Source organism: Mycobacterium appelbergii (assembly GCF_032883035.1).
GTDB lineage: Bacteria > Actinomycetota > Actinomycetes > Mycobacteriales > Mycobacteriaceae > Mycobacterium > Mycobacterium appelbergii.
Genome location: NZ_JAMQTH010000008.1, coordinates 298,567 through 311,457 on the forward strand (window position 1 = coordinate 298,567; position 12,891 = coordinate 311,457).

The 12,891-nt window shown below is 66.1% G+C and carries 9 protein-coding genes; 7 read left to right on the forward strand and 2 right to left on the reverse strand.

What is annotated here, in order from left to right; translation table 11 throughout:
- Positions 1 to 7: 7 nt before the first annotated feature.
- The 4 genes from M1247_RS20335 to M1247_RS20350 are packed head-to-tail and all read left to right on the forward strand — an operon-like array spanning position 8 to position 6,688.
- Positions 8 to 352 (forward strand): RedY/HapK family protein, encoded by a 345-nt coding sequence (locus M1247_RS20335; RefSeq protein WP_317158185.1) that lies wholly within the window; start codon positions 8 to 10, stop codon positions 350 to 352.
- Entirely contained in the window at positions 349 to 2,103 is a 1,755-nt protein-coding gene (locus tag M1247_RS20340) for a phytoene desaturase family protein (RefSeq protein WP_317158186.1), read from the forward strand. The genes M1247_RS20335 and M1247_RS20340 overlap by 4 nt, the downstream gene beginning before the upstream one ends.
- A gap of 49 nt (positions 2,104 to 2,152) precedes the next feature.
- Entirely contained in the window at positions 2,153 to 3,643 is a 1,491-nt protein-coding gene (locus M1247_RS20345) for an APC family permease (protein WP_317158187.1), read from the forward strand.
- 45 nt (positions 3,644 to 3,688) lie between these two features.
- Positions 3,689 to 6,688: an aminotransferase class III-fold pyridoxal phosphate-dependent enzyme gene (locus M1247_RS20350; RefSeq protein WP_317158188.1), complete on the forward strand. Its 3,000-nt coding sequence runs from the start codon at positions 3,689 to 3,691 to the stop codon at positions 6,686 to 6,688.
- 4 nt (positions 6,689 to 6,692) lie between these two features.
- Here the strand turns inward: M1247_RS20350 and M1247_RS20355 are convergent, their stop codons facing one another.
- Positions 6,693 to 7,367 (reverse strand): GntR family transcriptional regulator, encoded by a 675-nt coding sequence (locus tag M1247_RS20355; RefSeq protein ID WP_317158189.1) that lies wholly within the window; start codon positions 7,365 to 7,367, stop codon positions 6,693 to 6,695.
- 58 nt (positions 7,368 to 7,425) lie between these two features.
- Here M1247_RS20355 and M1247_RS20360 point away from each other — a divergent pair, with 58 nt between their 5' ends.
- Both M1247_RS20360 and M1247_RS20365 read left to right on the forward strand, forming a co-directional pair.
- A complete protein-coding gene (locus tag M1247_RS20360; protein WP_317158190.1) occupies positions 7,426 to 10,326 on the forward strand; it encodes an FAD-binding and (Fe-S)-binding domain-containing protein in 2,901 nt (966 codons plus the stop codon).
- The gene (locus tag M1247_RS20365; RefSeq protein WP_317158191.1) at positions 10,323 to 11,804 is read left to right on the forward strand and encodes an NAD-dependent succinate-semialdehyde dehydrogenase; all 1,482 of its coding nucleotides are present in this window, start codon (positions 10,323 to 10,325) and stop codon (positions 11,802 to 11,804) included. Before M1247_RS20360 ends, M1247_RS20365 begins: the two co-directional genes overlap by 4 nt.
- A gap of 89 nt (positions 11,805 to 11,893) precedes the next feature.
- Here the strand turns inward: M1247_RS20365 and M1247_RS20370 are convergent, their stop codons facing one another.
- Positions 11,894 to 12,361: an ester cyclase gene (locus M1247_RS20370; protein WP_317158192.1), complete on the reverse strand. Its 468-nt coding sequence runs from the start codon at positions 12,359 to 12,361 to the stop codon at positions 11,894 to 11,896.
- Positions 12,362 to 12,521: 160 nt separating this feature from the next.
- On the opposite strand from M1247_RS20370, the gene M1247_RS20375 reads away from it, so the two are divergent.
- Positions 12,522 to 12,890 carry a YraN family protein gene (locus tag M1247_RS20375; RefSeq protein ID WP_317158193.1) on the forward strand — a complete coding sequence of 123 codons (369 nt, stop codon included), beginning with the start codon at positions 12,522 to 12,524 and terminating at the stop codon, positions 12,888 to 12,890.
- Position 12,891: the final 1 nt, after the last annotated feature.

Sequence of the window (12,891 nt, forward strand, 5' to 3'; positions counted from 1 at the left end):
AAGACCGATGCCCTCATCTGATCATTCGGTGGTCGCGATCAACCTCTTCTCGATGTTGCCCGGCGTCGACCCGGCGGAGTTCGAGCGGTTCTCCACCGAAGTGGACCGACCAACCTGCCTGGCACACAGCGACATCGTCAAGAGATTCGACGCGTATCGAGTCGACACGGCACCTGACGGAGCCCCTGCGGACATCCTCGAGATGATGCAGGTATCGGACTGGGCAGCGTGGGAAGAGTTGCGGGACAACCATCCGACGATGAAACCGGTCATCGAGGGCTTCGACAAACTCGTCGACCCCACCACGGTGCGTACCTACTTCACCCGCCCCATCCCTGGAGACAGCAAATGAACGCGACCCCCAGCTACGACGCCATCGTCATCGGCGCCGGGCACAACGGACTCATCACCGCCGGCTACCTCGCCCGCGCCGGAAAGAAAGTACTGGTCGTCGAGGCCCGCAACGTCGTCGGGGGAGCGTGCACCAGCGAAGAACTCATCGCCGGGTCCACGTGGTCGTCGTGCGCGTTCATCGCCAGCCTGCTGCGCCCCGAGATCATCGCCGAGCTCGAACTGGAGCGCTACGGGCTTCAGATGTACCAGACCGAGGCCAACGAAGTCAGCATCTTCCCCGACGGCAGTCACCTGTTCATGTGGAAGGACATGGACCGCACGCTCAAAGAGATTGCAAAGTTCTCCAAGGGTGACGCCCAGGCGTTTCTCGACTTCGGCTTGCGGGTCAAGAAATTCGCCTCGATTCTGACCCCGTTCCTGCTGTCTCCCGCGCCGAGCCGCTCCCAGGTGATCGCGGCCTTCGAGGCGGCGGGCGCCGAGGATCTGTTCAACGAACTGGTGCTCCTGTCCACCAAGGACCTGCTGGACCGCTACTTCGAATCCGAACACATCAAGGGCCTGTTCACCTTCTTCGGCATGATCTCGATCTGGGGCGGGCCCTCCACCCCCGGTACCGGATACGTCTACGGGCATCACTCGGTCGGCGAGTTCAAAGGCACGCTGGGACAGTGGGGTTTCGTCAAAGGCGGCATGGGTGGGATCACCCAGGCGCTGGCCCGCAGTGCCGAAGCGCACGGTACCCAGATCCGCCTCAACGCGCCGGTGCGCCAGGTGCTCACCAAGTCGGGGAAAGCCATTGGCGTGGAGCTGGAGAACGGTGAAAAGATCCTCGCGGACACCGTGATCTCCAACGCCGATCCGCAGCGGTCGATGCTGACCCTGCTGCCACCCGGTGCGGTGGACGCCAAGCTCACTGCCAAACTGCAGAACTACGACGCGCGCGGGTCGATGGCACGCATACACCTGCTGATCGACGAACTCCCGGACTACATCGGCTTCCCGGCAGGGGCAGAGGGGCCTCAACATCAAGCGCAGGCCATCCTCGGGGCGTCCATCGAGAACTTCGAACGCGCCTGGGAAGCCGAGCGGCGCGGTGAGTTCCCCGACGACTTCGTCATCGAGGCGGTCATCCAGTCGACGCACGACAAAACTCTTGCCCCTCCCGGAATGCACACCATGACCCTTGGAGTGCAACAGCTTCCGTTCGAGCTCAACGGGACCGACTGGGACACGATCCGGGACGAGTGGGCAGATCGGGTGCTGGAGGTGCTGTTTCGGTACGCACCGAACCTGCGTGACCACATCCGTGACCGGGTCATCATCACCCCGAAAGACCTGGAGCGTGACTACGGGCTGACCGGCGGCAACATCTTCCACGGTGCGATGTTCTTCGATCAGCTCTTCAACAACCGCCCGACGCCCGAACTCGCGGACTACCGGACGCCGGTCAAGGGCTACTACCTGTGTGGTTCGGGAACGCATCCCGGCGGTGGCGTGATGGGCGCCAATGGTCACAACGCCGCCCAGGTGGTCATCGCCGATCTCAACGGCACCCCGGCGCCGACGGCGCAACGTGTCGGAGCCACCGGCACCAAAGCTGGTGTGGTCGACCGGGTGGTGGACACCGTGATGGAGACCAAGGCAGGCAAGAAACTGGGCTTCACGGTGGCGTCAAACCCCGCCTTCCGCAAGGTCGTCCAGTTCGCGGCGCGCAGCGACAGTGCCAAGAACGGTCCGCGCTCCCGCTGACGATCAGGACGCTCCCCGACCACACCGATGCTCTGCCGAAAGGACCGCCATGCTCCATCAGGATGCCCCCCAATCGCCGGCGACGGTCAAGGACTCCCCAGACGGGGGCCCGGCCTCACTGGCCCGCAACCAGGTCGGGGTGTTGGGGATCGTATTTTTCGTGATTGCGGCAGCCGCGCCGCTGACGGTCGTCGTCGCGCTGTTCCCTGTCATCATCGGATCGGGAAACGGCGTCGGAATCGCCGGCGCGTTCATCGTGGTGGCGGCGGTCCTGACCCTGTTCGCGGTCGGATACGTCGCGATGAGCCGCCACATCACCAACGCCGGAGCGTTCTACGCATTCATCACCAGAGGTCTGGGCCGACCACTCGGGCTCGGCTCAGCCTCACTGGCGATCTTCGCCTACAACGCGATTCAACTCGGTGTGATCGGTGGGTTCGGTTACTATGCAGCGGAATTCGCTGCCAAGCATACGGACATGAACGTCCCGTGGTGGGTATTCTCATTCGCGGCAATGGGTGCTGCGTTGTTCCTCGGCGTTCGCCAGATCCATGCCGGGGCGATCGTGCTGGCGGTGTTGCTCACGCTGGAGACCGGGGTGATCCTGATTCTCAACGTCGGCATCCTGGTCAACAGTCCGGCCCCGCTCAGCGAATACTCGTTGGAACCGTTCGCCCCGTCGGCGGTGTTCGCGGGTGCGCTCGGGGTGGCGCTGATGTTCGCCCACGCATCCTTCATCGGCTTCGAGGGAACGGCGATCTACGGTGAAGAGGCCAAGGACCCCAAACGTACCGTTCCGCGCGCCACCTACGCCTCGGTGATCTTCATGGGGCTGTTCTACGCGGTGACCGCCTTTCTGATCGTCAACGCCGTCGGGGTGGGAAACGCTGTGGGGCTTGCCGAATCCGAGGGCGGGGAGCTGGTGTTCGCCGTCAGCGATGACGTCCTGGGTCGTGTCGGTACCGAGGCCTTCCAGCTGTTGGTGATCACCAGCCTCTTCGCCGCGATCCTGACGTTCCACAACAATGTCGCCCGATACCTGTTCTCGCTGGGGCGCCAGGGAGTGGTGTGGGCCAAGCTGGGGCAGACACACCCGACCCGCAAGTCACCGGCGATGGCCTGTTATGTGCAGATCGCCATGGTCGCAGTCGTGGTGGCGATCTTCGCGGCCTTCGACCTCGATCCGTACGCGACGCTGTTCACGTGGTGGACCGGTGTCGGCGCTGCGGCGATCATCTTGCTGCAAACCATCGCCAGCATCGCGATCTTTGTCTTCTTCCGGCGTTCCGATGTCGACAAGCGGCCGTGGAACACCTTCATCGCTCCGCTGCTGGGCATCGCAGGCCTGTTGCCCTTCCTGTACTTCGCGCTGACCGGTATGGACGTGCTACTGGGTGCGGGCGGTTGGCTGCAGGCGGCGTTCACCGCGATGTTGTTCGCCTCCCTGGCTATCGGCGTCATCGGTGCGTACGTCATCAAGTTTCGTTCGCCTACCAGGTACGACCGGTTGAACTCCACTCTGGGCAACCGGATCAGCTGAGCTGTCGCACCGACACATTCTCGCACTACGAAAGGGATATCCCACATGTCAGCCGACAGCGCCATCGATTCGCGCCGGGCAGAGCCGATCGACCTCGATGAGGCGATCATGCTGGTGCAGAGCCGGTTCGGGTTGTCGGTCACCGACCCGGTCACCCTGGGCGGGGAGTTCGACCAGAACCTCCGGGTGACCGACGCACGGGGTAGCCATTACCTGGTCAAGATCTCTGCGGTCTTCGACTCCGACACGACCACGGCGGCCTGGCATGAGGGGATCCTTCGGCATCTGGCCGCCACGGCGCCCGAATTGCCGTTGCCACGCCTGCATACCGCGACTGACGGCGCCCAGCATGTCATCGTGACGACCAGCAGGGGCGACCGGATGATCCGGCTGTTGACGTGGCTGACCGGTGCGCCGCTGGCCGAGCAGGAACAGCACTCCGACGAGCTGCTCACCGAGCTCGGTCACGTTGCAGGCAAGGTGTCGAATGCCCTGTCGACGATGCCCGAGCCGGACGTGGCCATCACCCACGACTGGGATATGCGCCGCGCCCGCTCGGTGGTCGATTCCAGCCTGGACGCTGTCGGCGATGCGGACCGCCGCGCCGATATCACCGAGGTCATGTCGTGGTTCGACACCGTCGAGCCGCTTCTCGCCGGCCTGCCGCGCGGCGTCGCGCATCAGGACCTCAACGACTCCAACATCCTGGTCGACCATGACGGAGACGGACGCCACGCCATCAGTGGGGTGCTCGACCTCGGCGACGCGCTCTACACCGTGCGCGTCGCAGAACTGGCCGTGGCCACCGCATATGCCCTGGTGCGTAAGGACGATCCGATGCGAGTCGCCCAACTCGTCGTCGCGGGGTTCGATTCGGTTGCGCCCCTCACCGATGATGAACTCGCGGTGGTGTTCCCGCTGGCCGCCGCGCGGTTGGCCATGAATGCCGCAACCTGGACACAACGCAACGGGCAAAGCCATAACGCCCACGGCGAGAAGCGAATGCGTCATACCTGGCCGGCGCTGTCCAAGGTGGCAGGCATCGACCCCGACTACGCGGAGGCCGCCCTGCGGCACGCGTGCGGGCGGCCTGCGCACCCCGACGCCGAGCGGGTCGTGACGGTGCTGGACCGCGTGAAGCCGGCGCCGTGGTCACCTCGCCAGAGGCGCGCACACACGATGGACACCTCAACGGCGAGTGACCTTTTCGATGGGATCGACTGGACGGATCCGCGGGAGATGGCCCGGTCGGTGGATGCGGAGCTCGGCACCCGGGAGCAGCGCTTCGGCGTGATCGGCCACCTGCAACCCAACCTGCAGTGGGCCGCGCAACGCGGTGTGGGATCAGCCGAGCCGCGGACCACCACACTGGGCGTACGGCTACTCATCACTGCCGGTGAAACCATCCGCACACCCATAGACGGTGTCGTGGTCACCTGCGGGCAACAGGTGACAGTCCGCCACGACGTCGCCGACGAGGCAGGGCCACTGAGTTTCTTCACCCACTGGTCGGGTCTCTCCGGCGCTGAAGTCGGCCCCCTGGCCGCCGGTCACGGCATCGGCACCGCAGCGCAGGACAGCAAGGATGGGTTCGGAACCGTTGTGGGCATGAGTATCTCGTTGCCGCGGCGGCATCACCGGGACACTCCCTGGCCTGCCCGGGTGCGGCCCGGTTCGGCTGCGGTTCTCGCTGAACTGTCCCCGGACCCGTCACCCATCCTCGGGCTCGATCGGCGGGACCGGCCCGGGCGTCTGAAGGTCGATCAGGTCCTGGCGATCCGGCAGCACCGCCTGGCCAGTTCGCAGCGCGCCTATTACCGGGCGCCCATGAACCTGCAACGTGGCCGCGACGTGTGGCTTTACGACGAGGACGGGCTTGCCTACCTGGACTCGCTGAACAACGTCACCCATGTCGGCCATGCCGAGCCGCGGATCGCCCTGGCTTCGAGCCGGCAGATGAACAAGCTCAACACCAATTCACGGTTCATCTACGAAGACATCGCCACGTATGCCGACAAGCTCGTCGCCACCCTGCCAGATCCCTTGGAGGTGGTATTCCTGGTGTGTTCGGGCAGCGAGGCCAATGACCTGGCAATCCGTATCGCGCGTCAGGTGACCGGGCGTCCCGACATCGCCATCGTCGATGGCGCCTACCACGGCAACACCGGTGTGGTGACCGGGCTTTCGCCCAACCGCTACAAGGGTCCCGGCGGTGCGGGCGCACCAGCGACCACTCACGAGACCCCCATCCCGGACCGCTACCGCGGACCCTACGGCTACGACGACCCGCTGGCGGGCGCGAAATACGGCGCCCGAGCCGCCGCCGTCATCGATGCGATGGCTGCCGACGGCACGCCACCGGCGGCCTTCCTTGCCGAATCCCTGATGGGGTCGGCCGGCAACATCGTCTTCGGCGAAGGCTATCTGGCCACCGCATTCGCCGCCGCCCGCAAGGCAGGCGCGCTGTGCATATCCGATGAGGTACAGGTCGGCGTCGGTCGGATGGGGGACACCTTCTGGGGCTTTGAACTCGGCGGTGTGGTGCCGGACATCGTGACGATGGGCAAGCCGCTGGGCAACGGACATCCGCTGGCGGCGGTGGTGACCACCCGCGAGATCGCCGACGCTTTCGATACCGGGATGAAGTACTTCAATACATTCGGCGGTAACCCGGTCTCGTGTGCGATCGGTTCCACCGTGCTCGACATCATCATTTCAGACGGGTTGCAGCACCATGCCAAGGAGGTCGGCGCGTACTTCGCGGACAGCCTGCGCCAGGTGCAGCGGCGACAGCCCCTGATCGGTGACATCCGGGCTCAGGGCCTGTATCTGGGGGTGGAACTGGTGCGGGATCGCGACACGAAGGAACCCGCCAAGGACGAGGCATTCGAGGTTACCGAGCTGATGAAAGAAGAGGGCGTCATCGTCTTCCCCAACGGCGTCTACGACAACGTGCTGAAGATCAAGCCGCCCATGTCATTTCAGACCCGGCACGCCGACATCTACTGTGAGGCGCTGGATCGCGTGCTGACCCGGTTGCGCTGACACATTACGTGGTGCGGTTGGCGAAGATCGCCGCGACCCGCTGACCGGTCTCGGTCAGGATCGTCGTGAGCACGGCCCGGGCGCGTTCGGGATCTCCGGATTCCAGCGCGGCCATGATCGAGGTGTGTTCCTCGATGACACTGTCCTGTGACTCGAATTCGCGGTCTTCCACCGACAGCACCACCAGGAAGAAACGCAACTCGCGTGCGAGCTGGCCATAGAACTCGTCGATGCGCTTGCTGCCCAACAGTGAGACGATGGCGGCGTGGAAGGCCAGGTCCTTCTCTGCGATCCCCGCCGGGTCCCGGGTTTCGTAGGCAGCCATCAGGTCGTGCAGGGCCTCGCGCACCGGGGCGAGTTCCCCCTTGGTGCGCGGGACCGCGGCCGCGGCCAGCTCCAGAGCCATCCGCGCCCGGTACAACTCCGCGAGATCATCCTGGGACGGATCGATCACGGTCGCGCCGTGATGCATGGTGTGACGGACCAGCCCGCCGGCCTCGAGCATGCGCACGGCCTCCCGCACGGTGTTGCGCGAAATTCCCAGCGACGCCGCGATCGCGCTTTCCCGGATCGGTGCGCCCGGCGGCATCTCACCGCGCATGATGGCATCGCTGAGCCCGTCGGCCACCTGCTGGGCGGTGCTGGTGCGGCGCAACGTGATGTTTTCGACCGGGTTCATGCTTACGACTATAAGCAGATTGCGCTCAATAGCTATACTGTCCTACTGTTGAACAACTATGACTGTCGTGGATAACACCCTGGCTCCGGAGCGCACGAACCAACTGCGCATCAGGGTGGCAGCAGCCGGCGTGGCTGCCGATTTCGGGCCCGCGGCGCGTGCCCAGTTCGCTTACGACGCATCTCATTTCCGGGTCGCGCCGCTCGGGGTGGCCTACCCGCGGCATGCCGCCGACGTGGTGGCGTTGGTGTCGGCCTGCGCGGACGCCGGTGTCGCGGTCGTCCCGCGTGGCGGCGGCACGAGCATGGCAGGCAACGCCATCGGAACCGGCTTGGTCGTCGATTTCTCCAGGCACATGAACGCGATCGGCCGGCTCGATCCGGAAGCCCGCACGGTTGTCGTCCAACCCGGCGTGGTGCTCGACGACCTGCAGCGTGCCCTGCGCCCGCACATGCTGCAATTCGGTCCGGACCCGTCCTCGCACAGCCGCGCCACTCTGGGCGGCATGATCGGCAACGACGCGTGCGGTAACCACTCCGTGCGCGACGGGCGAACTGTGCGCCACGTGGTGGAACTCGAGCTCGTCCTCGCCGACGGCAGCCACCTTCTCGCCGGTCGTGGCGGGCTTCGGGCGGCCGACCCCGATGACTCCGGGGCAGTAGCGTGTGCCGAGCGACTCAACACGGCGCTGGGAGCCCTGGCCGAGGCGAATTTGGCGCCGATCCGCACCGAACTGGGCCGAATCGGCCGCCAGGTGTCGGGGTACCAGTTGCAGCACCTGTTGCCGGAGAACGGTTTCGACGTGGCCCGCATGCTGGTGGGCACCGAGGGCAGCTGCGCGGTGATCGTGGGCGCGACCTTGTCGCTGATTCCGGTGCCGCCCGCCGCTCTGCTGATCGCTCTCGGCTACCCCGACGTGGTCGCGGCCGCCGATGACGTGCCGGCGATTCTGGAGTTCGATCCGGCCGCGGTTGAGGGCCTCGACGAGAGCATCGTGGCGACCATGCGGGCGCGGCGGGGGCCCGACTCGGTCACCGGTCTGCCCGATGGCAGCGCCTGGTTGTTCGTCGACCTCGACGGGGAGAACCCCGATGTGGTGGCGCGGCGTGGCGCCGAGCTGGTGGAGGTGCTGCGCGACCGTGGGCACCTCAGCGACGCGAGGGTGGTTCCCGACCCGGCACAGCGGGCGTCGTTGTGGCGGGTCAGGGAGGACGGGGCGGGCCTGTCCGCGCGGCGTTCCGACGGTCAGCAGACCTGGAGCGGATGGGAGGACTCCGCCGTCGACCCGGCCGAATTGCCGGGGTATCTGCGGGACTTCCGCAAATTGCTGGCCGACCACGGGCTGACCGGAGTGCTCTACGGTCACTTCGGCGCGGGTTGTATCCACGTGCGCATCGACTTCGACCTACACACCGCCGCGGGTATTGCCGCGATGGGCCGGTTCGTGCACGACGCAGCACATTTGGTGACCCGCCATCACGGAACCCTGTCCGGTGAGCACGGCGATGGGCGTGCCCGCAGTGCGCTGCTGTCGATCATGTACAGCCCGGAGATGTTGGGGTTGTTCGCCGCGGCGAAGGACATCTTCGACCCCGACGGCCTGCTCAATCCGGGCATCATCGTCCGCCCACCGCCGGTCACCGCCAACCTGGCCCCGCTGCCGATCGTCGACACACCGTCGTCGTTCAGCTATCCCCACGATCCGAACGGATTTGCCGACGGGGTCGGCCGATGCGTCGGAATCGCCCGGTGCCGCAGCGACACCGGCGGGGTGATGTGCCCCAGCTACCGTGCCACGCACGACGAGAACCACTCGACCCGCGGGCGTGCCCGCGCGCTGCAGGAGATGTTGCGCGGTGACGTGATCGCCGACGGTTGGCGTTCCTCGCAGGTCGCTGACGCCCTCGATCTGTGCCTGTCGTGCAAGGCCTGCTCAAGCGACTGTCCGGTCGGGGTCGACATGGCCACCTACAAATCCGAGTTCCTGCATCACCATTACCGTGGCCGGCTGCGGCCCCGCACCCACTACTCGCTGGGCTGGCTACCGCTGCTGGCGCGGCTGGCCGGGATGGCCCCGCGGTTGGTGAACGGCATCGCAGGCAGCCGCGTCGCGCACCGCGCGCTCGCGGCGGCGGGCGGCGTGACACCGCAGCGTCAGGTGCCGAAGTTCGCCGCGGCGGGCGCCGCCCGTCGCGCACTGCGGCCGTATCTGGCCGGCACCGGCCGACACGACGCGGTGCTGTTCACCGACACCTTCACCCGGGCGTTCCGGCCCGAGCTGATGGGTGCTGCCGCGGGGGTGCTCACCCACGCGGGTCTGGATCTGCATTCGGTGCATGGCGCCTGCTGCGGACTGACCTGGATCACCACAGGGCAGCTCTCGATCGCCAAACGCGTGCTCGCCCGCACCGTGGCAAAACTCGACCCCACCGGCCCCGGACCCATCGTGGTGCTCGAGCCGAGTTGCGCTGCGGCGCTGCACAAGGATCTCCCCGAACTGGTGCCCACCGAAGGGGCCCGCAGGGTGGCGGCCAGGATCACCACGTTCGCCGGAGCCGTCGAGGACCGGCTCGACCAGGGCTGGCAACCGCCCCAGCTTCCTGAAACGCTGATGCTGCAACAACATTGCCATGAGTACGCGGTATTCGGCGCCACCACCCAGCAACGCGTGCTGTCCCGACTCGGCGTGGGCAGTGTGCACAACGCCGCCGGGTGTTGCGGGCTGGCAGGAAACTTCGGCTTTGAACGCGACCACTACGAGGTGTCGATGGGAGTCGCGGACCTCGCACTACGACCGGCGTTGGCCACGGACGCCGCCCGGCAGGCGATCGTCGCCGACGGGTTCAGCTGCCAAACTCAGATCGAACACCTCAACACCGACGACAATCCGGCGCCCGCCCATCTGGCGCAACTGCTCGACCGTGCCCTGCAATCCGACCACAGAGGAATCCGGCCATGACCGCCACCGTCTCATCCGAACGCTTCACCGACTTCGCCGCAGGCTTCCCGCGGAAACTCCTCATCGACGGCAGTTGGGTTGACGCCGAAGGCGCCACGACCATGCCCGTCGACAATCCGGCGACCGGCGAGATCCTCGCCTCCGTGGCCGACGCCTCCCCGGCCGACGGCCAGCGAGCCCTGGCCGCGGCGGTCGCGGCTCAACGCAGCTGGCGCCGCACCCCGCCGCGGGTACGCAGCGAAATTCTGCGCCGCGCCTTTGATCTCGTGCTCTCCCGCGAGGATGATCTGGCCCTGCTGATGACGCTGGAGATGGGCAAACCGCTGGCCGAGGCCCGCGGCGAGGTTCGTTATGCCGCGGAGTTCCTGCGCTGGTTCTCCGAAGAAGCCGTGCGGATCGACGGTGGCTACATGACCGCGCCGGACGGTGCGAAACGGGCACTGGTGCTTGCCGCTCCGGTCGGCCCGTGTGTCCTGATCACCCCGTGGAACTTTCCCCTGGCGATGGGTGCCCGCAAGATCGGACCCGCCATCGCCGCGGGTTGCACGATCGTGCTCAAACCCGCGCCCCAGACGCCCCTGTCGTCATTGGCATTGGCGGCGATCCTCGCCGAGGCCGGCCTGCCTGCCGGCGTGCTCAATGTGGTCACCACTTCACGGGCCGGTGAGGTGATCGAGCCGATGCTGCGCAGTGGGCAGGTGCGCAAGCTGTCCTTCACCGGGTCGACCAACGTCGGGAAAATCCTTCTGGCGCAGTGTGGTTCCGCCGTCATCCGGACATCGATGGAACTCGGCGGCAACGCGCCGTTCATCGTCTTCGATGACGCGGACCTCGACATCGCTGTCGACGGTGCGATGCAGGCCAAGATGCGCAACATGGGCGAGGCCTGCACCGGCGCCAACCGGTTCTACGTGCACGAGCGGGTCGCTGCGGACTTCTCCCGCCGGCTCGCCGATCGGATGGCCGCGCTGCGGGTGGCACCGGGCTGGGAGGACCAGGCACAGGTCGGGCCGCTCATCGATGTGGTGAGCCGCGACAAGGTCGACCGGCTGGTGCGCGACGCGGTGGATCGCGGCGCGACAGTCGTGACCGGCGCACAGGTTCCCTCCGGCGCCGGCTACTTCTACCCGCCGACGGTGCTCACCGGGGTCGCCGCAGGCAGCGAGATGTGCGGGACCGAGATCTTCGGGCCTGTGGCCGCCATCCAGACGTTCACCGACGCCGACGATGTCGTGGCGATGGCCAATGAAACGCCATGGGGGCTGGTGGGCTACGTGTTCACCCGGGATCTGGACCGGGCGTTCAATGTCAGTGAGGATCTCGAAGTCGGCATGGTCGGTCTCAACGCCGGCATTGTCTCCGATCCCGCGACACCGTTCGGCGGTGTCAAGGAATCCGGGCTGGGCCGCGAGGGTGGGCGGGTCGGCATCGACGAATTCCTGGAGTACAAGCTGATCAGCATGCCCATTCGGCGCTGACCGGCTCCTTGCGTCGCCGAGATCAACGGTATGGCGGCTTTTTCGCAGTTTTTCCGACCAATTTGCTGATCTGGGCAGGCGGCTGGGCGCTAGGCGGTTATCACGCCGAGTTGACGAAGCTGGGTGTAGACGTCGACGACGCCCCAGACTTCGGCGAGTTTGCCGTCGGTGAATCGGGCGATGAAGATCTCGTTGTAGGTGACGGATTTCCCGGTGGCGGGCAGACCGCGGTAATCGCCCTGATGGGTCCCGGTGACGGTGTTTCGGAGGACGACTTTGTCATCGTGCGCGATGGCGTCGTTGACGGTGACGTGGATGTCGGGGAATGCCTGCAGGAGGACGGTCCACACCTGCTTCATCGCTTCCGGTCCGGATTCGCCCACGGGAGCAGGCGTGTGAAAGATCGCGTCCGGTTGGAAGGTTTGGTCGATCAGCGTGAAGATTCGCTGTAGGTCACCGCTGTTGGCGGCATCGGTAAACCGCTCGAAGGCGGCGATGTTGGTGGCTTCTTCGGGTGTGACCATGGTGCTCTCCTCGCATTCGTCGGGTGCGCTCACCTAGTTCGACGACACAGCGATCCGATGTGTCAGGTCCAAGGCCGACGGTCCAAGCGGGCCCGCGCATCGGCCCCGCTGAAGTTATCCCCAATCGAGACTTCATCCACAGGCGGTCCCGGGCCGGGTCTGTTCTGTCGGACCGTGGCCGCACGGTGTTGGCATGACTGCAATGACACGGGCCGAGATCGGCGCACTGGGTGAACGGCTGGCGGTCGAGCACCTGACCGCCATGGGTCTGCGGACACTGGTCCGCAATTGGCGGTGCCGGTACGGCGAGCTCGATGTGATCGTTGAGGACGCGGCAGCGCGCACGGTGGTGTTCGTGGAGGTGAAGACCCGCACCGGGGACGGTTTCGGCGGAATCGCCGAGGCGGTCACCGCGCAGAAGGTGCGACGGATACGCCGGCTCGCCGCGTTGTGGCTCGCCGACCAGGACACGCGATGGGCCGCGGTGCGTATCGACGTGATCGGAGTTCAGCTGGCCTCCGGACGTGAACCTCAACTCAGCCACCTGAAAGGGGTGGGTTGAG